General features: G+C 61.8%; 23 protein-coding genes. 13 read left to right on the top strand and 10 right to left on the bottom strand.

From position 1 onward, the window contains the following. Positions 1-3 precede the first annotated feature (3 nt). From SJY33_RS02110 to mgtE, 3 genes are all read right to left on the bottom strand, one after another. The gene (locus SJY33_RS02110) at positions 4-888 is read right to left on the bottom strand and encodes a hypothetical protein (RefSeq protein WP_379920871.1); all 885 of its coding nucleotides are present in this window, start codon (positions 886-888) and stop codon (positions 4-6) included. 49 nt (positions 889-937) lie between these two features. Next, the gene (locus SJY33_RS02115) at positions 938-1330 is read right to left on the bottom strand and encodes a DUF1489 family protein (RefSeq protein WP_379920872.1); all 393 of its coding nucleotides are present in this window, start codon (positions 1328-1330) and stop codon (positions 938-940) included. Positions 1331-1398: 68 nt separating this feature from the next. After that, on the bottom strand, positions 1399-2847 hold the full coding sequence (gene mgtE / locus SJY33_RS02120) for a magnesium transporter (RefSeq protein WP_379920873.1): 1449 nt from the start codon (positions 2845-2847) through the stop codon (positions 1399-1401). Between the two features lie 102 nt (positions 2848-2949). On the opposite strand from mgtE, the gene SJY33_RS02125 reads away from it, so the two are divergent. The 11 genes from SJY33_RS02125 (at position 2950) to SJY33_RS02175 (ending at position 14315) form a co-directional block, all read left to right on the top strand. Further along, positions 2950-3411, top strand: coding sequence for a peptidylprolyl isomerase (locus SJY33_RS02125; protein WP_379920874.1), 462 nt, complete (start codon positions 2950-2952; stop codon positions 3409-3411). A gap of 26 nt (positions 3412-3437) precedes the next feature. After that, positions 3438-4370, top strand: coding sequence for a hypothetical protein (locus SJY33_RS02130; protein WP_379920875.1), 933 nt, complete (start codon positions 3438-3440; stop codon positions 4368-4370). A gap of 35 nt (positions 4371-4405) precedes the next feature. After that, a complete protein-coding gene (gene miaB / locus SJY33_RS02135; RefSeq protein ID WP_379920876.1) occupies positions 4406-5761 on the top strand; it encodes a tRNA (N6-isopentenyl adenosine(37)-C2)-methylthiotransferase MiaB in 1356 nt (451 codons plus the stop codon). A gap of 140 nt (positions 5762-5901) precedes the next feature. Next, entirely contained in the window at positions 5902-6939 is a 1038-nt protein-coding gene (locus tag SJY33_RS02140) for a PhoH family protein (RefSeq protein ID WP_379920877.1), read from the top strand. Positions 6940-7181: 242 nt separating this feature from the next. Continuing rightward, positions 7182-8612 carry an efflux transporter outer membrane subunit gene (locus SJY33_RS02145; protein WP_379920878.1) on the top strand — a complete coding sequence of 477 codons (1431 nt, stop codon included), beginning with the start codon at positions 7182-7184 and terminating at the stop codon, positions 8610-8612. Then, positions 8609-9925 carry an efflux RND transporter periplasmic adaptor subunit gene (locus SJY33_RS02150; protein ID WP_379920879.1) on the top strand — a complete coding sequence of 439 codons (1317 nt, stop codon included), beginning with the start codon at positions 8609-8611 and terminating at the stop codon, positions 9923-9925. The genes SJY33_RS02145 and SJY33_RS02150 overlap by 4 nt, the downstream gene beginning before the upstream one ends. Then, positions 9922-10638, top strand: a complete 717-nt coding sequence (locus SJY33_RS02155; RefSeq protein ID WP_379920880.1) for an ABC transporter ATP-binding protein — start codon at positions 9922-9924, stop codon at positions 10636-10638. The genes SJY33_RS02150 and SJY33_RS02155 overlap by 4 nt, the downstream gene beginning before the upstream one ends. Next, positions 10638-11834 (top strand): ABC transporter permease, encoded by a 1197-nt coding sequence (locus tag SJY33_RS02160; protein ID WP_379920881.1) that lies wholly within the window; start codon positions 10638-10640, stop codon positions 11832-11834. Before SJY33_RS02155 ends, SJY33_RS02160 begins: the two co-directional genes overlap by 1 nt. A 60-nt stretch (positions 11835-11894) precedes the next feature. Then, positions 11895-12374, top strand: a complete 480-nt coding sequence (ybeY, locus tag SJY33_RS02165; protein ID WP_379920882.1) for an rRNA maturation RNase YbeY — start codon at positions 11895-11897, stop codon at positions 12372-12374. Between the two features lie 27 nt (positions 12375-12401). Further along, positions 12402-13334, top strand: coding sequence for a hemolysin family protein (locus tag SJY33_RS02170; RefSeq protein ID WP_379920883.1), 933 nt, complete (start codon positions 12402-12404; stop codon positions 13332-13334). A 96-nt stretch (positions 13335-13430) separates the two neighbouring features. Further along, complete coding sequence (locus SJY33_RS02175) at positions 13431-14315, top strand: LysR family transcriptional regulator (protein WP_379920884.1); 885 nt, start codon at positions 13431-13433, stop codon at positions 14313-14315. A gap of 206 nt (positions 14316-14521) precedes the next feature. Here the strand turns inward: SJY33_RS02175 and SJY33_RS02180 are convergent, their stop codons facing one another. From SJY33_RS02180 to SJY33_RS02210, 7 genes are all read right to left on the bottom strand, one after another. Next, entirely contained in the window at positions 14522-15388 is an 867-nt protein-coding gene (locus SJY33_RS02180) for a lysophospholipid acyltransferase family protein (protein ID WP_379920885.1), read from the bottom strand. A gap of 9 nt (positions 15389-15397) precedes the next feature. Beyond that, positions 15398-15820: a Fur family transcriptional regulator gene (locus SJY33_RS02185; protein WP_379920886.1), complete on the bottom strand. Its 423-nt coding sequence runs from the start codon at positions 15818-15820 to the stop codon at positions 15398-15400. Positions 15821-15988: 168 nt separating this feature from the next. Beyond that, on the bottom strand, positions 15989-16441 hold the full coding sequence (locus SJY33_RS02190) for a MucR family transcriptional regulator (RefSeq protein WP_379920888.1): 453 nt from the start codon (positions 16439-16441) through the stop codon (positions 15989-15991). Positions 16442-16557: 116 nt separating this feature from the next. Beyond that, positions 16558-17061: a GNAT family N-acetyltransferase gene (locus tag SJY33_RS02195; RefSeq protein ID WP_379920889.1), complete on the bottom strand. Its 504-nt coding sequence runs from the start codon at positions 17059-17061 to the stop codon at positions 16558-16560. Then, the gene (gene tsaB, locus SJY33_RS02200; protein WP_379920890.1) at positions 17058-17687 is read right to left on the bottom strand and encodes a tRNA (adenosine(37)-N6)-threonylcarbamoyltransferase complex dimerization subunit type 1 TsaB; all 630 of its coding nucleotides are present in this window, start codon (positions 17685-17687) and stop codon (positions 17058-17060) included. Before tsaB ends, SJY33_RS02195 begins: the two co-directional genes overlap by 4 nt. Before the next feature lie 50 nt (positions 17688-17737). Next, on the bottom strand, positions 17738-18346 hold the full coding sequence (locus SJY33_RS02205; RefSeq protein ID WP_379920891.1) for a malonic semialdehyde reductase: 609 nt from the start codon (positions 18344-18346) through the stop codon (positions 17738-17740). Positions 18347-18377: 31 nt separating this feature from the next. Next, entirely contained in the window at positions 18378-18956 is a 579-nt protein-coding gene (locus tag SJY33_RS02210; RefSeq protein WP_379920892.1) for a NifU family protein, read from the bottom strand. Positions 18957-19050: 94 nt separating this feature from the next. Between SJY33_RS02210 and SJY33_RS02215 the strand changes: the two genes are divergently transcribed. Together SJY33_RS02215 and SJY33_RS02220 are read left to right on the top strand one after the other, a co-directional pair. Beyond that, entirely contained in the window at positions 19051-22047 is a 2997-nt protein-coding gene (locus tag SJY33_RS02215) for a M16 family metallopeptidase (protein ID WP_379920894.1), read from the top strand. 137 nt (positions 22048-22184) lie between these two features. Continuing rightward, the gene (locus SJY33_RS02220) at positions 22185-23567 is read left to right on the top strand and encodes a class II 3-deoxy-7-phosphoheptulonate synthase (RefSeq protein WP_379920895.1); all 1383 of its coding nucleotides are present in this window, start codon (positions 22185-22187) and stop codon (positions 23565-23567) included. Positions 23568-23601 lie beyond the last annotated feature (34 nt).

The raw sequence follows: 23601 nt of genomic DNA on the forward strand, positions 1-23601 counted from the left end.
CGATTACCTGCGTCTGATCGTGACGACATCGTTGCTGGCGGCTGCATCGAAGCGTGCGTCAGCGGCCGCGTCACCGAATACGCGTCCTGCCAGAAAATCGTCCACCATCGCGGCAACAGCATCCCAGCCGGGCTGCGTGCCGCCAGCAAATTCATGGGTGGCCCCCGCTACGATCGCCGCGGTGTGATCGCCAGCAGGTAGCTTTTCCCAATAGATGAGATGCTGGGTCGGGTCTTCAGCGAAGCCGGGCACGATGTCTGCATCGCCTGTGACAAGCAGGGTGGGTTTCGTCACGGCGTCAAAAGCACCCGGCGCGCCCGTTAACGGCGGAATGGGGCCAGGGGATGAGAACATGACCGCCGCCTTTACATCCGGATTGCTGGCAGGGATCATCGCGGCAAAAGCGCCAACACCCATCAGCGAAACCAGCGATCCATAGCTGTAGCCTACCTGCGCGGTTGGCAGATCGGGAAACCGGGTAGCGGCCAATTCCGCTGCGACCTTCAAGTCGGTTACGCGGGTGATGAGCGCGGATTGCAGGTCGGTGCGCCGTTCGGGCGGCAAGCTCAGCGAATCGGTATGCGTTGGCGCGATCACCGCAAAGCCGCGCGCCGTCAGCCTTTGATGAAGCACGTTGGTGGCCAGAGGATTGCTGTTCCCACCGTGCGAAAACAGGATGACGCCGCGTGGATTTGCAGGCGCAATCACTGTCATGTCGATCTTCCGCCCATCGGGGGCTGTCAATATGGTCGTGGTGGTAAGCGCGGGCGTAGCGGGTGCAGCGGTCTGCGCATCCTGCTGCGCCGCCGATTCCGGGGCCGGCACGCATGCCGCGGTCAACAGCAAGAAAGCCGTGGTCAGCGTAAAGCGGATTGGCCTGTGCTTCATGTGCAATATTCCCCCTGTAATCAGCAGGGCTTTATGGCTTTGTGTGTGGTTACACCAGTCCCAGCCGTTCCAGTTTCATCGCCAGCTTGCCCGGCAGTGCATCGCCGATGTCTTCGCCTTCGGCCACATCGCCAGGGGCCTTGTCCTCTGTCAGATACCGCCAGCCTTGATGGGCGCGCTTGGCCTGCTGGTGGACGCGAACCAGCCGCGCTTCCAGCACGATATTCCAGCGCCCGTCATCAGTTTTTACAAAGCCCGTTATGCGCGAACGCCCCACGATGGCGTGGTTGATGATCCAGTACAGCGATCCGCCCACACATTCTTCATGCCGGGTCGGACGGTTGCGCGTCGTCAGGCGGATTTCCCGCCGCCCTTCGTATCTGTGGGCCAGATCGTCATAGCTTTTCGCCCCGAAGGCGATCTTGGTAAGATTGAGCGGCATTGAACGCATCTAGGTGGCATCGCGAGCAATTGCGATACCCGGCGCAAACCTTCGCGCCGCGGCCGGTATCAGAAGGGGGCGAGGCCCATGGCGACCGCCAGACCCAGAAAAGCAAAGAAACCCATCGAATCGGTGATCATCGTGACAAAGACGCTGCTGGCGACCGCGGGGTCCTGATCAAGCCGTTCGAAAATCACCGGCACCAGTACCCCGGCCAATCCGGCCACCCCGATATTGACGACCATCGCAATGGCAATGACCAGTCCCATCATGGGGGAAAACAGCAGCGATGTCGCCGCGCCGATCAGCAATGCGATCGTGCCGCCATTCATCAAGGCTACGCGAAATTCGCGCCACAGGATCCGCTTGGTGTTGGACCGGGTAAGCTGATTGGTTGCAATCGCGCGCACCGCCACCGCCATGGTCTGCGTGCCCGCATTGCCGCCGATGCTCGCCACAATCGGCATCAGTACGGCCAGCGCCACCAGCTCTTCGATTGCCGCACCGAACAAAGCGATGATCGAAGAAGCGACCACGGCTGTCCCCAGATTGGCGATCAGCCATCGCACACGGCTGGAATAGGCTTCGCGCAGCGGTTCGTTGATGTCGCCATCACCCGCGCCCGACATCAGCAGCGCATCCTCACCGGCCTCTTCGGAGATGATGTGAACGACATCATCCACCGTCATCTGGCCGACCAGCCGTCCGCTTTCATCCACCACCGCCGCGGAGATCAGTGCGTATTTCTGGAACATCAGCGCCGCTTCTTCCTGATCCATCGTGACCGGAATCAAGGTCTGGTCACGCTTCATCAGGTCGGTCAGACGTACGCTGCGCGGTGTGGTAAGAATCCAGTTCAGCGCGCAGGTTCCGACCGGATGATGCCTTTCGTCAATCACGAAGACTTCGAAGAAATCGTGGTCGATATCGCCGTTTTCGCGCAGGTAATCGATCAGATCGCCCACGGTCATATGTTCGGGAACAGCCACGAAATGACGGCTCATCAAGCGGCCGGCGGTTTCTTCGGGGTAGGCGAGCGCGCTCGACACCGCAGCGCGGGTTTCGGGTTCAAGCTCGGCCATGACGGCTGCCTGATCGGCCGCGTCCAGATCCTCGATCAGCTGCACCGCATCATCGGTGTCGAGCTGTTCGGCGATAACCGCAACCGCCTGCGCCGACAGCGAATCCATCAGGTCTTCGCGGACATAATCGTTCAGTTCGGCGATGACATCGCTGGTCATCAGGTCGCTGATCGCCGACGCCAGCAGCGCGCGTTCCGACTTGTCGAGCAGTTCGATCAGATCGGCAATATCGGCAGCGTGAAGCGGTTCGACGAGATTGTAGACCGCGCCCTTGTCACGCGCGGACAGTGCATCGTGAACGGCGCTGACGAAGCTGGGTTTGAGGCGGTTTTCCTCATCATGGCGTTCATCATCGACCCGGTCATCCGGGCGCACTTCGGCATCGCCGGGATCAGCGATCAGCAGGTCATCATCGAAGATGCGTTCATCGGCCATAACGAGGCGGTTTAGGCACGGAGGGGTGAAAAGCAAGCAGGGAGGTGACAGGCGGGTTTTGCCTGCTAAAAGCGCGGGCAAATTCCTTCAGGAGACACGAACATGGCCGATACCCTTACCTTCACGCTCGATACAGGCGATGGCGAACCCAAGGACGTCGTGATCAAGCTGCGCCCCGATCTGGCGCCCGGCCACGTTGCGCGTATCGCTGAACTGGCAAGCGAAGGCTTTTACGACGGTGTGATCTTCCACCGCGTAATCAACGGTTTCATGGCGCAGGGCGGCGATCCGACCGGCACCGGCATGGGCGGCAGCGACAAGCCTGATCTTGCAGCGGAATTCAACGCCGAACCGCACGTCGAAGGCGTGTGTTCGATGGCCCGCGCGCAGAACCCGAACAGTGCGAATTCGCAGTTCTTCATCTGCCTTGACGATGCCCGCTTCCTTGACAAGCAATACACCGTCTGGGGTCAGGTGACGAGCGGCATGGAACATGTCCACGCTCTTCCCAAGGGCGAACCGCCGAAGAATCCGGGCAAGATCGTCAAGGCGACCGTCGCTTAAGACGCGCAGGGTACAGGGGGGCAGCGATGAGATTGTTTGCGGCGGCTTTGGGCGCGGTGCTGCTTTCGGGCTGCGCCACGTTCCCCGATATCTCACAATCGCGCTCCCCCTGCCAGCTTGAACCTGGTGGGTGGTGCAGCTTTGTGCGCGACGCCGCGGTTGATGCTTTCCCCTATGCGCTGGCTTCGACCAACGCCTACACCGGCGATGATGACCTGTTTGAAAAACCGGGCCGGGTATTGCAGCGGGTCAGCCACATACCGATCGCGCCGGAAGATGCTGAAAAAGGCTTCAGCTACGAAATCTTCAATCAGTACGAAAGCGGCAGCGGCAGCAATGCGGACCGCAAGCCGGTGGCGCGGATCATCGCCTTTCGCGGGACTGACATGAAAAGTCTGAGCGATGTGTTTTACGGCACGCTGCGCGATGACCAGATCGAGTTGGCGCTGCGTTATTTCGAAGCCGAAAAATCGCGGCTGGGATCGGATATTCCCTGGGTTGTGACGGGGCATTCGCTTGGCGGTGCCCTTGCTACCGAGGTGTCGGTGGCGAACCCCGATGTGCGCGCCTATCTCTTCAACACATCGCCGTTCTATCGCAGCGAGATTCGTGAAAACGCGCTGCGCCGTACGGTGTTCAACGAACGCGGAGAGGTGTTGCGCCGCTTTGCCCGTTATGATGAACCGCCGGCGGCCAATGTCTTCACCCTCAACTGCGAACCGCGCAAGAACACCCTGGCCAAGCATGCGGTGCGTCCGCTGGCCGATTGCCTGACATGGATTGCCGCCTACGCCAGCGCCGACGCGCACGAGGTGGTGAAGGCCAACGCCATTCCCAAGCCCTTTGTCGAATGCGGACCGGATGATCGCACGCATCCCGGCCCCGTGGCGGCCAAAGGGGAGCCGTGCCTGCACAACGGTCTGCGCAAGAGCAAAAAGGACAAGCGCAGCGGCGATTGAATCGGGCTGCCACCCGCGCTAAAGGCGCGGTCCTCATGGAACCTGCTGCGCCTCCCAAAACCTTCCGAGTCAAAAGCTTCGGCTGCCAGATGAACGTCTATGATGGCGAACGCATGGCCGAACTGCTGGCCGAACGCGGCATCGTGCCCGCGCCGGAGGGGGAGGATGCCGACCTTGTCGTACTCAACACCTGCCACATCCGAGAAAAGGCCGCCGAAAAGGTCTATTCCGACATTGGCCGCCTGGCAGCCACAGGGCGGCGATCGGGCAAAACGCCGCTGATCGCCGTAGCTGGCTGCGTTGCGCAGGCCGAAGGTGAAGAGATCATGCGGCGCGCGCCTGCGGTCAGCATCGTCGTGGGTCCGCAAGCCTATCACCGCTTGCCCGACATGCTCGACACCGCGGTCAGCGGCAAACGCGCCGCTGATACCGACATGCCCGCCATCGCCAAGTTCGATGCGCTCCCGCAACGTCGCAAACGCGGGGCCAGCGCGTTTTTGACGGTGCAGGAAGGCTGCGACAAGTTCTGCACCTATTGCGTGGTGCCGTACACGCGGGGCGCCGAAATTTCGCGGCCCTTTGCCCACCTGATCACAGAAGCGCACACGCTGGTAGAGGCGGGGGCGAAGGAAATCACGCTGCTGGGCCAGAACGTCAATGCGTGGCGCGGGGAAGATCACAAGGGCAGGGCGACGGGACTTGCCGGGCTTATCCATGCGCTGGCCGCAATCGATGGGTTGGCGCGCATCCGTTACACCACCAGCCATCCCAACGACATGGAAGACAGCCTGATCGCCGCGCATGGCGAGGTGGCCAAGCTGATGCCCTATCTGCATCTGCCTGTTCAAAGCGGCAGCGACCGCGTGCTCAAGGCGATGAACCGCCAGCACAGCGCCGAAAGCTATGTGCGGATCATCGAACGGTTTCGCGCCGTGCGCCCTGATCTTGCGCTGTCGGGCGATTTCATCGTTGGTTTTCCCGGCGAAACCGAAGCGGACTTCGAAGACACGCTGCGCATCGTGGACGAGGTGCGCTATGCCCACGCCTTCAGCTTCAAATATTCGCCGCGTCCCGGCACGCCTGCTGCGTCGATGGATGGTCAGATCGATCCCGAAGTGATGCATGACCGGCTACAACGGCTTCAGGCGCGTCTGGGTCAGCATCAATTCGCCTTCAACCGCGATAGCGTGGGCCAAACCTGCGAAATCCTGATCGATCGGCTCGGTCGTGATCCCGGACAATGGCTCGGCAAGTCGCCCTGGCTGCAATCGGTATGGCTCGACCAAGAGCATGGGCACAATCATGCTCTTGGCGATCTGGTCGAAGTCCGGCTGGCCGATGCAGGGCCCAATTCGCTCCGCGGGGAACGGACACAGGTGCTTTTCGACTGACCGGGCGCGATGCGCCGCAAGGCGGGCTGCGCAACTTTCCACCACCATCTCGTCGCACCCTTCTTGCTTTGCGCATGGCGACCCTTACTTTCCCGACTCAGGGCCGCGGGATTGTCCCTCGGCCGCAGCCAAAGGAACCTATGGGCCGCAGACCCTCTCGTGCCGGACACCCGGCGCTCTCGCCCGATCCGCGCGGTATTCCCGAACAGCGGCGCGCGCGCGTTGATCTGACCTTCGAAAATCAGTCCTTGCTGGGTCCGCTGTTCGGTCAGTTCGATGCCAATCTGGTGCAGGTCGAAAACAGGCTCGGGGTGTATATCCACGCGCGGGGTCATCAGGTGGTCATCGAAGGCCCGGAAGACGATGTTGCGCGCGCCCGCGAAACGCTGAAGACCATGTATGACCGGTTGGCCCGGGGAGAGGCGCTGGACAGCGGCGCGATCGAATCGATGATCGCGATGTCGGCCGAACCGACATTGGAAGGGATTATTTCGGGCGACATGGACGGCCCGCCGATCATGATCCGCACGCGCAAGAAAACCATCGTTCCGCGTTCGGCGACGCAGATCGAATACATGCGCAGCCTGGCCAAGGATGACATCATCTTTGCGCTGGGTCCGGCAGGCACGGGCAAGACCTACATCGCGGTGGCGCAGGCGGTCAGCCAGCTTATCACCGGCAGCGTCCAGCGCCTGATCCTGTCGCGCCCGGCGGTGGAGGCGGGGGAGAAGCTCGGCTTCTTGCCGGGCGATATGAAGGAAAAGGTCGATCCCTATCTTCGCCCGCTTTACGATGCGCTGAACGATTGCATGCCGCCCGAACAGGTCGAACGCAGGCTGGCCAATGGCGAGATCGAAATCGCGCCGATCGCTTTCATGCGCGGGCGCACGCTGGCGGATAGTTTCATCATCCTCGATGAAGCGCAGAACACCACCCGCGAGCAGATGAAGATGTTTCTCACCCGCTTTGGCCAGAACAGCCGGATGGTGATCTGCGGCGATCCGCGGCAGGTCGATATTCCGGGCGGCCCGCGCATGAGCGGGCTGAACGATGCTGTGGAAAAGCTCGAAGGCGTGGACGGCTTCGGCACGATCCGCTTCACCGCCGCCGACGTGGTGCGCCATCCGATCGTGGGGCGCATCGTCGAGGCTTACGAAGGCGGCGGCGAGGATGCCTGACGAACGACGTCGCACGGCATAATCTGCTCGATCAACGTTGCAGTCCGCCCGACGAAGCCGCGTTGTGCGGCATCGGACGGACTGCTAGTAACATAATGATTTTAATGCCGGGCTTGGCGCGGCACGCATTCAGGGCAAAACGCCCGAACGCGAATCGGGGCAAGTGCGGGTCAAGGGGGCAGGGCGTTGATACAGCGACATCAATCGGGTTGGGCATGGCGGTTTGCGAAAGCATGCGGCTGATGGCGGCTCGTCACGTTCTTCTGCCGATGTCGCTGGCTGCGTCCATGCTGGCAGGCTGTGCCATTCCCCGCGATACGCCGCCGCCTATGGCCAGCGTGCAGCCGATCCCGGACCGCTGGGTTCTTGCGGAACCTCTTGGGGCGGACATTCCGCTCGATCAATATTGGCTTTTGCTTGATGATCCGCTGGTCGCGCGATTTGTTTCCGATGCGCAGATCGGCAACCTTGATCTGGCGCAGGCTGTCACGCGCCTGCGGGCAGCCCGTGCCGGTTTGCGTCAGGCCCGCGCGGCCCGCTTGCCGCAAATTACCGGCAGCGCCGGCGCAGGCCGCGATATTGGCGACTTCGCCGGGGACGACGTGGTGTTTTCGGTTGGCGGGGATGCCGCGTGGGAAGCCGATGTGTTCGGACGGCTTGCCGCTGGGGTCGATGCGGCACGCGCCGACCTTCAGGCCGCTGGCTATTCTGTCGCGGATATTGAGCGTTTGATCGTGGCGCAGGTCGCCAGTCAGGTTGTCACCGCACGATCGCTGTCCGCGCAGCTTGCCATCGCGCGCGAAACGCTCGCCAATCAGGAAGATAATCTTCAGATTGCTCGCTGGCGCAATCAGGCCGGTCTGGTCGCCAGCCTCGATGTCGAACAGGCCCGTACCCAGCGTGCGCAGACAGCGGCCACCATTCCGCTGCTGGAAGGCGATCTCGTCGCCGTGGCCAATGCCATCTCCACCTTGATCGGAGAGCCGCCGGGCCGCGTCTACACTGCGCTGGTCGAAGCGCCCCGCGATGTACCGACCCCGCCCGCTGATGTCGCGCTGGCCGTGCCGGCCGATATGCTGCGCCGCCGCCCTGATGTCAGCGCCGCGGAAGCGCGGCTTGCGGCCGATCTCGACAGAGTGGGCATAGCCCGTGCGCAGCTTTACCCGCTGGTGCGGTTGAGCGGCACGATCGGCACCAATGCGACCAACTTCGGCAACCTGCTTGATATCGTCACAGGCAATGTCTTTGCCGGTCTCACCCAGTTGATATTCGATGGCGGGCGCGTGCGCGGCCAGATCGAAGGCGCGCAGGCGATCGCGGATGGTTCGCTGGCCGCCTGGCGGCAAAGCATCCTGATCGCGCTGGAAGAGGTGGAAAGTTCGGCGGTCGATCTCGACACTAGCGGTCAGCGCGTCGCGGCGCTGAACGAAGCGGCCGATGGCGCGCAGAACGCCGCGCTGCTGGCCCGCAGCCAGTATCAGGCAGGCCTGATCGATTTTCAGACTTTGCTGGTGATTGAAAGTCAGCTGCTCAACACGCGCACGGCTGCGGTCAACGCAGAAGCATCGCGCGCGGTTGCATTTATCAACCTGGCGCGGGCGCTAGGCGGAGGCTGGTCGGTGCCCGAAGGCGCCGGCATCGAAGACATTGCGGCAAGGGGGCCCGACGAGTGAGCGAATTGAACAATCCGGTCGAACAGCCCAGCGTGGACGAGTTCCTCGGCACCAAGCCGCGCCCGCGTTGGCGGCGGTGGATGAAATACTGGCTGCCTGCGCTGCTATTGCTGCTGTTGGTGCTGGCGGTCGTGCAATGCACGGGGGATGGGCCCAAGCCCGATTACATCACTACACCCGTCGCGCAGGAATCGCTATCGCTGTCAGTCACCGCCACGGGCAACCTGCGCCCCACGAATCAGGTCGAAGTCGGCGCCGAAGTCACCGGTCCGCTCGATTCGGTGCTCGTCGATGTGAACGACCGCGTGACTAAGGGGCAGGTGATTGCCGTCATCAACACCGAAATCATCGACCAGCAGATCGCGCAGGCCCGCGCCAACCTGAACGCTGCACGCGCAGCGCGGGCGCAGGCGCAGGCGGTGCTGGATATCGACAAGGTGCAACTTTCCCGCTTGCAGGAAGTGCGGCGACTGTCCGGCGGGCGCGTCCCATCGCAGATTGAAGTCGAACAGGCTGAAGCCGCGGTTGAGCGCGATAGCGCGGCGGTGGCGTCAGCCCGCGCCAATATCGAGGCGGCCGAAGCGTTGCTGAGGGGCAACCTCACCACCCGCACCCGCGCCGTGATCCGTGCACCGGTTACCGGCGTGGTGCTCGCCCGCCGGGTCGAACCGGGGCAGACCGTGGTCGCCAGCTTCAACACCGTCACGCTGTTCGTGATCGCCGAAGACCTGTCCGAAATGCAGCTGCGCGTCTCGATCGACGAAGCGGACGTGGGGCAGGTGAAGGCTGGTCAGCAGGCGACCTTCACCGTCGATGCCTATCCCGGACGCCGTTTCCCCGCGACGTTGCAACGGGTCGATCTGGCGTCGAGCAACACAGTGCAGGCGCAAGCCGGCGCAGGCGCGGCTGCGGCTGGCGTGGCCGGACAGGTGGTCAGCTACGAAGCGCGGCTGGATGTGCAGAACGTTGATGGCCTGCTGCGCCCCGGCATGACCGCAACCGCCACCATTGCCACGCAGAACACCGGGTCTGCGATGCTGGTGCCCAACGCCGCGCTGCGATTCCGTCCCGAAACCGAGGAGGAGGCGGGCGGCGGTGTCTTCGATCCACAAATCGGGCTGGAGGATCAGAAACAGCAAGCCAGCATCGGCGAAGGCAGCCGCCAGCAGGTACAGGTGTTGCAAGCGGACGGCACGCTCAAGGCAATCGATGTCATCACCGGGCGCAGTGACGGGCGCCGCACCGTGGTGCGATCCAGCGCGCTCAAACCGGGGATGAAGGTCGTCACCGGGATCAAGGCGGCCGAGCAGTGACACAAGAACCCCTGATCCGGCTGGAAGGCATCACCAAAACCTTCGGCAACGGAGCGGCTGCGTTTCAGGCGCTCAAAGGGATCGACCTCACCATTGATCGCGGCGAATTTGTCGCGATCATGGGGCCATCGGGATCGGGCAAGTCCACGACGATGAACATACTTGGCTGTCTGGACGTGCCCAGCGGCGGCGTGTTCCGATTCCGCGGGGTAGAGGTGCAGAAGCTCGACCGCGATCAGCGCAGCCTGCTGCGCCGCCGCTATCTCGGCTTTGTGTTTCAGGGGTTCAACCTGCTGGCGCGCACCACCGCGCTCGAGAACGTCGAATTGCCGCTGCTCTATCGCGGCGAAAGCAAGACCCAGCGCCGCGAATCCGCGATGCGTGCGCTTGACCAGGTGGGGCTGGTGCCCTGGGCTTCGCACAGTCCGGCAGAGCTTTCGGGCGGGCAGCAACAGCGCGTCGCGATCGCACGGGCGCTGGTCACGCAGCCTGATGTGCTGCTGGCGGACGAGCCGACCGGCAATCTCGACAGCGAACGATCGGTCGAAATCATGCAATTGCTGCAACGCTTGAATAGCGAGGGCATTACCGTGCTGATGGTGACGCATGAAGAGGAAATGGCCGCCTACGCCAAAACCATCGTGCGGTTCCGCGATGGGTTGGTGGAACGCATCGAACGCGGCGCGCTGATGCCTGAAGGCGGGGTAGCCTGATGCTGGGTACCACCATCCTGCTCGCGCTGCGCGAAATCCGCCGCCATATTTTGCGGTCGATCCTGACGACGCTGGGCATCATCATCGGTGTGGCTGCAGTGGTGACGATGGTGACGCTGGGCAACGGCGTGACCGCATCGGTTCAGGAAGAGATTTCCTCTCTTGGCGCGAGCAACTTCATCGTCTTCCCGGTGCGCACCACGCGTGACACGATCCGCCCCTTTGTCGAGGCCGATGTGCGTGCGGTGGAACAACAGATTGCCGGGGTCCAGCTGGCCGCAGGCAGCGTTGGCGCCGCGACCACTGCGTTCCACAACGGGCAGGACTGGGACACCCGCGTCGAAGGCGGCACCAATGCGCTGCTCGACGCGCAATCGATCACGATCGCCGAAGGGCGCCCCTTCAGCCGCGATGAAGAAGAAGCGGGCAAGAATGTCTGCCTGCTCGGCCTCAAGGTTCGCGACGCCATTTTCCCCGCAGGCACCAGCCCTGTCGGCGCGCGGATGCGGCTGGCTGATACGCCCTGCATGGTCATCGGGGTGATGGAAGAACGCGGCCAGGGCGGGGGCGGCGCGGATGATGACGATGTGGTGTTCATGCCCCTGAAGACCGTACAGCGGCGCTTCCGGGGCAATGAAAACCTCGATTACTTCGTGGTGAAATACGACGCGGCCTATGCGGCATCAGCAATTCAGGATTCGCTGGTCAGCCTGCTGCGCGAACGCCGGTTGCTGCAGGGCGATGAACCCAACGACTTCAACGTGATCGATACCGCGCAGATCAATCAGGCGCTGGGCGCTGCGACCGGAGCGCTGACCGCGATGGTGGCGGTGATTGCGTCGATCAGCCTGCTGGTGGGCGGGATCGGAATCATGAATATCATGCTCGTTTCCGTGACCGAGCGCACCCGCGAAATCGGTATCCGCCTTGCGATCGGCGCACTTGCCCGCGAAGTGCGTCTGCAGTTCCTGACCGAGGCTGTGGTGCTGTGCGCACTGGGCGGGCTGGTCGGGATCGCGCTGGGTTTTGGTGCATCAATCGGGTTGGCGGCGCTGATCGATGTGCCCTTCCGGTTCGATCCCATGATCAACATCGTCAGTTTCGGCTTTGCGGCCGGGATGGGGATCGTGTTCGGCTATTACCCCGCAAGCCGCGCTTCAAGGCTCGACCCGATCGACGCGCTGCGCCACGAATAGGCGTCTGCGTGCAGGCAGGCGTTTCGCGGGCGCGTGTTTGGCGCTAAGGGGCGCGGCATCATGGATCTGGATATCGACATCGAAGACTGGCCGGACGCCGCGTGGGAGGCCCTGGCCACCCGCGCAGCACTCGCCGCTGCGCAGGGCGATCCGCTGCTGGCGAACCCGCGTCTGGTCGCCAGCCTGCTGTTCACCAGTGACGCCGAAGTCCATACGCTGAACCGCGAATGGCGCGACCGCGACAAGCCCACCAATGTCCTGAGCTTCCCGATGCTGGAACGCGAAGAACTGGCAGACCTTTCTCCCGGTGGCCCCCCGGTGATGCTGGGCGATATTGCGCTGGCGCTGGAAACCTGCACGCGTGAAGCGGCGGACAAGGGTGTCGATCTGGAAGCCCACGCCGCGCACCTGATCGTCCACGGATTGCTCCATCTCGCCGGCCACGATCATGTCGATTCCGATGCGCAGGCCGAAGCGATGGAGGCGCTGGAGACAGCGATACTTGCCAAACTGGGTATCGCTGACCCATATGGCGATTGAAACCAACTAGGAGCCGTTTCGAAGGCCATGGCCGATTCCCATTCGCCCGCATCTCAAACCGGAGACGCGGACAGTAGCAGCGGGCTTTGGCCTGCGCTTCGCAAGATCCTCGGGCTTGAAGCGGCGCGTTCGCTGCGCGAACAGCTTGAGGAAGCCATTGACGAGCACGAGGACGAAAACGGCGCGTCGGGCTCGGATTCGGGGAACACCGGCAATGGCGGGGACCTGTCGCGGGTCGAACGCCAGATGCTGCGCAACCTGCTCCACTTTTCCGAACACGATGCCGATGACGTGGCCGTTCCCCGCGGAGAAATCATCGCGGTCGAAGCCGGGATCAGCTGGAACGATATGGTCGCAGCCTTCAGCGAACACGGACATTCGCGGATGCCCGTGTTTCGCGAAACGCTCGATAGCGTGGTCGGCATGATCCACATCAAGGATGTCTTCCCCTTCCTTGCCAACGGCACCCCTCCGCCTGCGGACTGGACCACGCTGATGCGTCAGCCGCTTTACGTGCCGCAGGCGCGCGGCGCGCTCGACGTGCTGGCCGACATGCGCACACAGCGCGTTCACCTGGCCATCGTGCTCGACGAATTTTCAGGCACGGACGGGCTTATCACGATCGAAGATCTGGTCGAAGAAATCGTCGGCGATATTGAAGACGAACATGACGAGGCACCGCAGGAACTGATTGTTCCGATTGGCGAAGGCATGTGGGATTGCGACGCGCGCGCCGAACTTGATGACATTGCCGACCGTATCGATCCGCGCCTTGCTGAAGTTGATGAGGCGGTCGATACGCTGGGCGGGCTTGCCTTTGTGCTGGCCGAACAGGTGCCGCCCGTAGGCACGGTGCTGGAACATACCAGCGGATGGCGGATTGAAGTGACAGCGGGCGACGAAACCCACGTGACACGCTTGCGCCTCCATCCCCCCGAAGTTGCGAACGACGTGCAATAAGCGCAAGCATTCACTCCAAATCGCATTTTTTCTTCGATTTTTTGCATCCGAATGATTTTTGGGGCGTATCTCCCTTCACAACAGGAGAGAGATGTGATGCCCGCACGCCGTTTGCCCCCTTTGCGCGCGCTCGAAGCGTTCATGCGTACCGTTCGACTTGGATCGGCGCGTGCGGCGGCGGAAGAAATCGGTTTGAGCCCGTCGGCCTTGTCGCGGCGGATCAGCAATCTGGAAGAATTCGTCGGCAAGAAACTGTTCACCCGCGCCCGCCAGTCGATGCAGCTCACCGATGAAGGTCAGGCGTTCTACGAAGCTGTGAACCCGCATATGGAAGCGCTGGCGCGGGCGGTGGAAAGCCAGTCTGACAACATCGCGCTGCTGCGTTTGCGGCTGGGCGTATTGCCGATGTTTGGCAGCCAGCGGTTGTTTCCGCGCCTTGGCGAACTGCGCAAGCGGCACCCGTTGCTCCACATCGACATCGACACAGCACCGCATCTGGAAGACCGCGTTGGCGATACGCTGGATGCCGCGATCATTCTGTCACGCGGCCCGGCCAGCGGGCTGCACGCCGTGCGGCTCGATCACAACCTTGTGCATGCCATCTGTTCGAAGGACACCGCGCGCGCCATTGGCGGGGACATCACCCCCGATGTGATGACAAAGCAGACCTTTCTCATTCATAATGAACTGCCCGAAAGTTTCATGGCCTGGAAAAAGGCCAATGCGCTCGACACGATGAATCCGGCTGCGATCGATCATTACGATTCCGGCGCATTGATGCTGGAGGCAGCAGCACAAGGGCTGGGGATCGCGATCATGCACGACGATCACCTGCGCCGCGCCAATGACAATCGCCTGACCAATCTTCCCGGCAAACCGGTCGAAAGCCCTTACAGCTACTGGTTCGTGTGCAAGCCGGTGTCGCTGGAAAGCCGCCCGGTGCGGATCTTCCACGACTGGCTGGTCAGGGCGGGTCTGTAGGTCTTCGCCACGCGCTGCGGCTGGGTGCGCGGCGCTTTCCTACGTCACTGTACGGTGGCAAATCCGCCGCGATGCTGCACCGCCTTCCGTCGTTTAGCGAATTCACGCCGCTTGCGGTGCTCCGCTCCAATGCGACGTGCGGGGGGATGGATTTTTGATCCCTGAACAGTGTCTCATGTGTCTCCTACACGGGACACCCCGGCGGTTCAGATGATCGGTTCGCGATCGATCTTCGCCTCGTACCGCACCGGCGGCACGGTGTGCGCAAAGGGACGCAAGGGGCGGCCCATGATGGCAACCAGCGCCTCTTCGATCCGGCGGCGCGATTCCATGCTTATGGCCTTGCGCCCACGGAAGTCTTCGGGGCTGAAGGGTTCAAGGTAATGGAGACGCACTGCAAAGCTGCCTTTGCGCGACAGGACGCGTTTAGCATTATTAAGGCCGCTTTCCTCGCCAATCCACCCGATCCATTCCGCCACCGCGCCGTAATCGACGATGACGGGCTGCACCAGAACACCCGGAGGCGGAGGTTCGAGCACCGACAGCATCGACGTCTTGAACGGCAACAGCGATTGCCCGTCAGTCGTGGTGCCTTCGGGGAAGACCGTGACCGACCAATTGTCGACCAGCGCTTCCTTCAGCGCATTGATCTGTTCCGCCACGCCCATGCGGTGTTCGCGTTTGACGAACACTGTGCGATTGAGACTGGCAAGCCAACCCACCATCGGGGCCTGCGCCAGTTCGGCCTTCGCCACGAAAGCCGTGCCGCTAGCACCGGCGAGCGCGAGGATATCGACCCACGAAATGTGGTTGGCCACAAAGAACACGTCGCGCTTCAGATAGGTGCCGATAACCTCGACCCGGGCGCCGCATACGCGCGCAGCATAACGCAGGAACAGCATCGGGAAGGGCGAGCCATAGGAGACGACCCGGTACAGATAATGCAGCGGCACAAACACAAGGATTAGCGCAAGCAGTGCCAGCGCGCGAATAGCCAGCCTGACCCAGCCCATCGCCGAAATCGGGGTGGTTTCGCCCCGTGCGGCGGCCTGCCGCAAGTCCCAATCAGTCATCGGATGGGGTCAGTCATTGCGCGACAGGCGTACGCCGTACAGTTCCATCCGGTGATCGACGAGGCGGTATCCCAAACGTTCTGCAATCTGGCGCTGCAATGCTTCGACTTCGGGATCGACAAATTCGACCACCTTGCCGGTTTCGACATCGATCAGGTGATCGTGATGGGCTTCGGGCACAGGTTCGTACCGCGAACGCCCGTCGCCGAAATCATGGCGATCCAGAATGCCCGCCTCTTCGAACAACCGCACAGTGCGATACACCGTGGCAATCGAAATGCGCGGATCAACCGCGGCTGCGCGGCTGTGCAGCAGTTCGACATCGGGGTGATCGTCGCTTTCCGAAAGCACCTTGGCGATGACGCGGCGCTGTTCGGTGATGCGCAGACCTTTTTCGGCGCAAAGTTGTTCAAGATCAATTCTTTGGTTCAAGGAACACTCCATCGCCATGTGCGCCGCAACGATGGGATGCGATCGCCCGAAAGCAAGACAGCCTCTTCCCTACAGGGAGGAGGCTGCTTGCTCAAGCAGGCTTGCTACGCTCTCAACAGGGGCAAGGCCGCTGACCACTGGCGGCGCGGCCGTGCCGATGTGAAAACGTCAGGCCGACTTCTTCGTGCGGCGACCCTTGGGCGCAACCGTGGTGCCGGGCTTGCGACCCAGACCGATCTTCTTGGCAAGATCGCGGCGTTTTTCAGCATAGTTGGGGGCGACCATCGGATAATCGGCCGGAAGACCCCAGCGCGCCCGGTATTCTTCGGGAGTCATATCGTAATTGGTGCGAAGATACCGCTTAAGCATCTTCAGCTCCTTGCCATCTTCAAGGCATACGATGTGATCGGACTTCACCGAATTGCGAATGGCAACGGCGGGCTTGGGTTTAGGTTCTTCAACCTCAACCTTCTCACCAAGATTGGCAAGAGCATTGTAAACGTTGGTAATCAGCCCGGGAAGATCAGTCACCGCGACATCATTGTTGCTGACATGTGCAGCGACAATGTCACTGGTCAGAGTGATCAGGGTTTCGTTCATATCAATTTCCAGATCCTGCATGAGTTCCTCTCAGGCGGCGATCAAGTAGCGCCGGATGCTGTCCCATGAATGATGATGACAAACTTGGCAACTGCTTGGGTTTACTTAGCCATAAATGCGCGATGAAACGACTAACTTCAGATCGTTCGTGCAAAAGTAATGGCATCGACTCGATCGCCATTAGCCATGCGGTAATAGTTACGCCTTTCTCCAATCGGTTCAAAGCCAACCTTCCGATACAATTGCAGAGCAGGATTGCCGCGCCGCATCTCCAGAAAGATCCGGGTGACGCCGCGGCTGCGCGCTGCGGCGAACAGGTGGTCGATCAGAGCTGCACCGACGCCGCGACGCCGGGCGGCGGGGACCACAGCGATCAGCAGAAGTTCTTCTTCGTCGAGCACATGGCGTGTGAGCACGAACCCGGCAGGTATCCGCACAGGCTTACACGCCCCATTGTCCTCATCAGAAATCGGCGCACCCTGCGCATCAACAACAAGGGCGTGCGTACTGGAAAAGCCCAGCGCATCTGCCACCTGCTTGCGGTTCCATGCCTCTCCGTATGCGGGATCGAACGCCGCCTCCATCACAGTCATGATCCGGTCGATCTGCGCCGGAGAGGGTGTAGGGCGCGGCAAGATCATGGACCGCGTCGTTCCGCCATCGGCGTAGCATCGGCGCCCCGGCCATAGATCGGCGCAAGATGATCGATCAGCGCACCATCGGGCAACAGGCCGACACACGCCGCATCAGGCAATACCGTGATTGCTTCCGCAACGCCTCCCAGCAACGCGGCAAATTCGGCGGCGCGGTTGCCAGCGATGACGGCACAGGCGCCGCGCATCCTTGCAGCGTCCGGCGTAACCGATTGCAGTGCGCACACCGGCGTTCCGTCCGCGGCGAAGTCCTGAACGAACCATTCGCCATGCCCGCCATTGACGCACACCGTGACAGCTTTTGCAGACAGGTGTTCGCGCACCTGCGCCGCGATAAGCGCGAGCGTGGGATAGCCATAGACCTGTGCATTCCATGCAAACCCCAGCGCACGCGCCGTCGCAAGGCCGATCCTGACACCCGTGAAGCTGCCTGGCCCCAGCCCTACAAGGATGCGTTCGGCGCGGCCCTTATGCGGCAGATTGCCGATCATGGGGATCAGCGCCTCGGCATGGCCGCGGCCCATGACACGGTGATCGCGCGCAATTACGTCATTCCCCTCGACAAGGGCAATGCTGCAAGCCTCGGAGGCAGTTTCTATAGCAAGCACTCGCATCGGGCGCGCGATGCCTTACACCGCGCGCCCGTGCAAGCGTGACATGCAGATCATGCGATCCGGTTGAAGCGATCGAACGCTGGACGCGGGCTGCGATCGAACAGGCTTTCGGGATCACCATAGCCCACCGAACAGATGAAGTTGACGCGGTGGCGCGGTTCGTCTGCGCAAAAGGCGGCCTGCACCGCATCGGCATCAAAGCCGGACATTGGGCCGCAATCAAGCCCCACCGCACGCGCGGCAAGCATCAGGTAGGCACCTTGCAGCGAAGAGTTGCGGAATGCGCCTTCCTTTCGACCCTGCTCGTCTCCCTCAAACCAGCTTTTTGCATCGGTGTGCGGAAACAACCACGGCAGTTCTTCGTGAAAGTCGATATCATAGCCGATGATCGCAGTCACAGGCGCTGCGCCGACCTTGTCCTTGTTGCCGTCCGATACGCATTCGACCAGCTTGGCCCGCGCATCGTCCGATTTGACCCACACGATCCGCACTGGCTGCATGTTCGCCGATGTGGGGGCCATCTTCATGAGATCCCAGATCGCATGGAGTTGGTCGTCGGTCACTTCGCGATCAAGCCAACCGTTGTAGCTGCGCGCTTCATTGAAAAGCTGATCGAGCGCTGCTTTTGGCAAAACGTGATCATGGAACTGCGTCGTCATGGGAACTCCCCGTGGTGTCGTTGGAAAAAAATCAGGCTGCCCGGACTTCAACGACTTCGGGGACATAATGTTTCAAAAGGCCTTCGATACCATGCTTCAACGTCGCGGTGCTGGACGGGCAACCTGCGCACGAACCTTGAAGTGTCAGATAGACAACACCGTCACGGAACCCCCGATAGGCGACATCGCCGCCATCGCCCGCCACGGCAGGGCGCACACGAGTTTCGAGCAGTTCGTTGATCGCAGCGATGACTTCGGCGTCTTCAGCGCGTTCCTCCACAACCGCTTCGTCTTCGGGCGGAACGGAAATGCCATTCCCGCTTGCAGCGACAAACAGCGGCGCTTGCGACACAAAATGATCGAGAAGAATGGCGATCACCTGCGGCTTTAACGCGCTCCAATCAGCGCCGGGTGCAGCGGTGACGCTGACGAAATTGGTGCCGAAGAACACGTTGACCACTTCGCCGGTGTCGAAGATCGCTTCTGCGAGCGGGCTGGCCTCGGCCGCTTCGGGTGTCGCAAATTCGCGGCTGCCAGCGGTCATGACGGGCTGGCCGGGAAGAAACTTCAGGGCCGCAGGGTTCGGGGTGGTTTCGGTTTCAATGTACATGCTCTCAATCTAGGGCGCACGGCGGCAGGCGGCAAGGGCAGGGCTAGGCACGCATTCACTATCGCTTCAGACTTTGCCGCCCTATATGATGCGTATGACGTCATTTCTTCGCGCGACCAGCGCAATCGCCACCGTTCTTGTCCCCCTTGCGTTGGTGCAGCCGCTGCTTGCGCAGCAGACGCCGCCCCCTGCGCCGATCGAAGCGCCCGCACAGCCTGCGGTTCCGGCTCCCACCGCTTTGCAAACGGGTCAGGATGTCCCGTGGCTGTACCGCAATTCGGACATTCCGGTCGATGACAAGTGGCTGTTTGGCGAGATGAAGAATGGCCTTCGCTATGCCGTGCGGCGCAATGGCGTGCCGCCCCGGCAGGTATCGATCCGCGTGCGGGTGGATGCAGGCTCGCTTCATGAAACCGATGCCGAACAGGGCTATGCCCACCTGCTGGAACACCTGTTGTTCCGTGAAAGCAAATACCTGGGCAAAGCCGAAGCGATTTCCGCATGGCAGCGTTTAGGCGCGACATTCGGTAGCGATGCCAATGCCGAAACCACGCCGACCCACACCGCATACAAGCTTGATATCCCGAATATCGATGCCGCCAAGTTGTCGGAAAGCTTCAAGCTTTTGTCAGGCATGATCCGGGAGCCCGTCCTGAACGATGCCAACGTGTCGGCAGAGCGGCCAATTGTGCTGGCCGAAAAACGCGAACGTGGCGGGGCGGGGCTGCGGATGGCTGACCTCACGCGTCAGACATTCTTTGCCGGCCAGCGCCTTGCGACCCGCAGCCCGATCGGAACCGAAGACACCTTGCGCGCCGCAGACGGGAAGGACGTCAAAGCGTTTTACGAACGCTGGTATCGTCCGGAAAATACCGTGATCGTGGTTGCCGGTGATGCCGATCCGATGGTGCTGGCAGGGCTGGTTGAGCAGTGGTTTGGCGATTGGAAGGGTGCCGGTAAGCCCGGTGTCGCTCCCGATTTCGGCGATCCGCTGCCCCCGGCCAACGCGCAGGATGCCGCCGTGCCTGGCGCCCCGATCGGTGAGCTTGCCGTTGGCGTCGAACCCGATTTGCCGCGCAGCCTGACCTTTGCGGTGATGCGTCCGTGGCGGCAGGTGGATGATACGATCCTTTATAACGAAGGATTGATGGGTGATGCCATTTCCCAGGCAATCATCAATCGCAGACTTGAAGCGCGCGCACGCGGCGGCGGCAGCTACCTGTATGCGCAGGTGCAACAGGATGACGTGTCGCGTTCCACCGATGCGACCTTTGTGACGTTTGCCCCTTTAACCGAAGACTGGCAGGCCGCACTTGCCGATGTCCGCAGCGTTATCGCCGATGCGATCGCCAACCCGCCCACTCAGGAAGAAATCGACCGCGAAGTCGCCGAATTCGACGTCGTTTTTGCAAATGGGGTCGAACAGGAAACAGTCGAAGCCGGATCGAACCTTGCCAACAATCTGATCAACGCAGTCGACATTCGCGAAACGGTCGCAGCGCCGCAGGTGGTGCTTGACGTGTTTCGCAACATGAAGCCGCGGCTGACGCCCGATGCGGTGCTCCAACGCACCCGCGGTCTGTTCGAAGGCACGGTGACACGTTCCGTCTATGTCACGCCTACCGCCGGTGAAGCCGACGTGGCAAGGCTGCGAACCGCGCTGGCAACAGAAGCCGCGATTGACGGATCGGCCCGGCTGGCTGCGCAGACCGTTTCGTTCGATGATCTTCCCCCGGTGGGTGAGCCCGGCACGATCACGGATCAAAAACGGCTGGGCGTGCTGGAGGTCGAACAGGTTGATTTTGCCAATGGTGTGAAGGCGCTGGTCTGGGCCAATGATGCCGAACCGGGGCGGGTCACAGTGCGCGTGCGCTTTGGCGCAGGCTACCGCGCGTTCGACAAGGACACCGCAGCCTATGCAGCTCTGGGCGAGGGCGCTTTGGTCGGATCAGGTCTGGGCGACCTGGGCCAGAACGAGCTTGACCGGCTGGCAACGGGACGCAAGCTGGGCTTTGACTTTGCGATCGATGAAGCCGTGTTCACCTTTACCGCACAAACCCGATCCGAAGATGTCGAAGACCAGCTCTATCTGTTTGCCGCAAAGCTTGGCATGCCGCGCTGGGACAAGGATCCCGTGATCCGCGCCAAGGCCGCTGCGGAGCTGGCCTACAACACCTTTTCGACCAGCCCGGGCGGCGTTTTGAACCGCGATCTGGAATATCTTGTAACCGGGGGCGACGCCCGGTTCGCAACACCTGATCCCCAGACGCTGCAAGCCGTCACGCCCGAGGGTTTTCGCGCCGTGTGGGAACCCTTGCTGAAGCAGGGCCCGATCGAAGTGCTCGTCTTTGGTGAATTCGATCGGCCTGCGGTAATCGAACAACTGCGCAACACCTTTGGGGCGCTTGCGCCGCGCGAACCGATCCCGGCCGACGTGGCGGCGCGTGTGCCCGCTTTTGCGCCGACGTCTGAAACACCCACGATCGTCACACACCGCGGCGATGCCAATCAGGCCGCTGCCGTGGTGGCCTGGCCAAGCGGCGGCGGTGTACCAAGTCTGCGTGAAAGCCGTCAGCTTGAGATTTTGACCCAGTTGTTCAACAACCGGCTGCTTGATGCCTTGCGTGAACGTGCCGGTGCCAGTTATTCGCCGCAAGTGTTTTCCAATTGGCCGAGCGACTTAGCCAGTGGGGGGCGCATTACGGCACTCGCTCAGCTTGAACCGGAATTTGTGCCCGTCTTCTTCAGCGAGGCCGCGCGGATCGCGCAAGATCTGGCTGCCAGTCCGCCTACCGCTGATGAACTGGCCCGAGTCACAGAACCGCTGAGCCAGCTCATCCGCCGCGCTTCGACCGGAAACCAATTCTGGCTCTACAACCTTGAAGGCGCGACGAACGAACCCCGGCGAATTGAATTGCTGCGCAGCCTGCTGGCAGACTATTCGCAGACAACCCCGCAGGTAATGCAGTTCCTTGCGCAGCGTTATCTCGCCAAGCCATTACCGTTCCGTCTCGCCGTTATTCCGGAGGGGCAGACGCTGGCAACGGCTCCTGCGGCCAATGGGGCAACGCCTATGACACAGGGGCGGTGATCGCGGTTGTCGCTGACCGTGTCCGGGAAATAAAGTTGTTCAAATGGGCATTGCCGCTTTACAATTGAAACCCGCCTCCTGTAGCGGGCGCCCCCGCACCTGGTGGCGTGCCATGTTGACAAGAAAGAGTTGTGATCGTGCCTGAAACGTGGACCCCGCAAAGCTGGAAGGCGCACGAAGCGCGCCATCTGCCGCAGTATGACGACGCGGCCGAACTGGCGCAGGCAGAGCACACTCTTGCCCATTATCCTCCGCTGGTCTTCGCCGGGGAAGCACGCGCGCTTAAGGCCGATTTGGCGCAGGTTGCCAATGGCCATGGCTTCCTGTTGCAAGGCGGCGATTGCGCGGAAAGCTTTGCCGAATTCCATCCCAATAACATCCGCGACACGTTCCGCGTGCTGTTGCAGATGGCGGTGGTGATGACCTTTGCCAGCAAGCGTCCGGTGGTGAAGGTCGGGCGTATGGCGGGCCAGTTCGCCAAGCCACGTTCAGCGCCGACCGAGACGATCGACGGCGTGACCTTGCCGAGCTATCTTGGTGATAACATCAACGGGATCGATTTCGATCCGGTGTCGCGGCGGAACGATCCGCAGCGCATGGTTCGTGCGTACTCGCAGGCCGCTGCTACGCTGAACCTGCTGCGCGCCTTTGCAGGCGGCGGATATGCCAATCTGCGGCAGGTGCACCAATGGACGCTCGACTTCATGGGCCGCACGCCGTGGACTGAAAAGTTTTCCCAGATGGCAGACCGTATCGGCGAAGCGCTGGATTTCATGGAAGCTTGCGGGATCGATCCGGCAACGGTGCCGCAGCTTAAGGGCACCAGCTTTTACACCAGCCACGAAAGCCTGCTGTTGCCTTACGAACAGGCGATGACACGGCAGGATTCGCTGACCGGTGACTGGTACGCCACGTCAGCGCACATGCTGTGGATTGGCGATCGGACCCGGTTCGCCGGATCGGCGCATATCGAATTTGCGCGCGGGATCGGCAATCCGCTGGGCATGAAGTGCGGCCCTTCGCTGGAACCGGACGCGCTGCTGCGCTTGCTCGACGAACTCAACCCCAAGCGCGAGGCGGGGCGAATTACGCTCATCAGCCGCTTTGGTCATGATAAGGTGGAAGATGGTCTGCCCAAGCTCGTGCGCGCGGTGCAGCGCGAAGGGCATCCCGTCGTCTGGAGCTGCGATCCCATGCACGGAAACGTTGTGAAATCGGATACCGGTTTCAAGACCCGGCCCTTCGATCGCATCACCCGCGAGGTGAAAGGCTTCTTCGCCGTCCACCGCGCCGAAGGCTCGCATCCCGGCGGCATTCATATCGAAATGACCGGGCAGGATGTGACCGAATGTGTCGGCGGCGCGGTTGCGATTACCGAAGAACGCCTTGGCGATCGCTACCACACCCATTGCGATCCGCGTCTCAACGCGGAGCAATCGCTAGAGTTGGCTTTTCTGGTGGCAGAGATGCTCAACGAAGCGGCCAGTGGGCGTGACACCGCAGTCAGCCACGCGGCCTGACCTTTAAAGGGGGAAGACCGCTCTTCCCCCTTCA

The sequence above is a fragment of the Erythrobacter sp. R86502 genome, from assembly GCF_042466465.1.
Classification (GTDB): domain Bacteria; phylum Pseudomonadota; class Alphaproteobacteria; order Sphingomonadales; family Sphingomonadaceae; genus Erythrobacter.

Coding starts and splice junctions, on each gene's coding strand:
- SJY33_RS02110 (WP_379920871.1), bottom strand. CDS start 888: ATGAAGCACAGGCCAATCCGCTTTACGCTGACCACGGCTTTCTTGCTG.
- SJY33_RS02115 (WP_379920872.1), bottom strand. CDS start 1,330: ATGCCGCTCAATCTTACCAAGATCGCCTTCGGGGCGAAAAGCTATGAC.
- mgtE (WP_379920873.1), bottom strand. CDS start 2,847: ATGGCCGATGAACGCATCTTCGATGATGACCTGCTGATCGCTGATCCC.
- SJY33_RS02125 (WP_379920874.1), top strand. CDS start 2,950: ATGGCCGATACCCTTACCTTCACGCTCGATACAGGCGATGGCGAACCC.
- SJY33_RS02130 (WP_379920875.1), top strand. CDS start 3,438: ATGAGATTGTTTGCGGCGGCTTTGGGCGCGGTGCTGCTTTCGGGCTGC.
- miaB (WP_379920876.1), top strand. CDS start 4,406: ATGGAACCTGCTGCGCCTCCCAAAACCTTCCGAGTCAAAAGCTTCGGC.
- SJY33_RS02140 (WP_379920877.1), top strand. CDS start 5,902: ATGGGCCGCAGACCCTCTCGTGCCGGACACCCGGCGCTCTCGCCCGAT.
- SJY33_RS02145 (WP_379920878.1), top strand. CDS start 7,182: ATGGCGGCTCGTCACGTTCTTCTGCCGATGTCGCTGGCTGCGTCCATG.
- SJY33_RS02160 (WP_379920881.1), top strand. CDS start 10,638: ATGCTGGGTACCACCATCCTGCTCGCGCTGCGCGAAATCCGCCGCCAT.
- ybeY (WP_379920882.1), top strand. CDS start 11,895: ATGGATCTGGATATCGACATCGAAGACTGGCCGGACGCCGCGTGGGAG.
- SJY33_RS02170 (WP_379920883.1), top strand. CDS start 12,402: ATGGCCGATTCCCATTCGCCCGCATCTCAAACCGGAGACGCGGACAGT.
- SJY33_RS02175 (WP_379920884.1), top strand. CDS start 13,431: ATGCCCGCACGCCGTTTGCCCCCTTTGCGCGCGCTCGAAGCGTTCATG.
- SJY33_RS02180 (WP_379920885.1), bottom strand. CDS start 15,388: ATGACTGATTGGGACTTGCGGCAGGCCGCCGCACGGGGCGAAACCACC.
- SJY33_RS02190 (WP_379920888.1), bottom strand. CDS start 16,441: ATGCAGGATCTGGAAATTGATATGAACGAAACCCTGATCACTCTGACC.
- SJY33_RS02195 (WP_379920889.1), bottom strand. CDS start 17,061: ATGATCTTGCCGCGCCCTACACCCTCTCCGGCGCAGATCGACCGGATC.
- tsaB (WP_379920890.1), bottom strand. CDS start 17,687: ATGCGAGTGCTTGCTATAGAAACTGCCTCCGAGGCTTGCAGCATTGCC.
- SJY33_RS02205 (WP_379920891.1), bottom strand. CDS start 18,346: ATGACGACGCAGTTCCATGATCACGTTTTGCCAAAAGCAGCGCTCGAT.
- SJY33_RS02210 (WP_379920892.1), bottom strand. CDS start 18,956: ATGTACATTGAAACCGAAACCACCCCGAACCCTGCGGCCCTGAAGTTT.
- SJY33_RS02215 (WP_379920894.1), top strand. CDS start 19,051: ATGACGTCATTTCTTCGCGCGACCAGCGCAATCGCCACCGTTCTTGTC.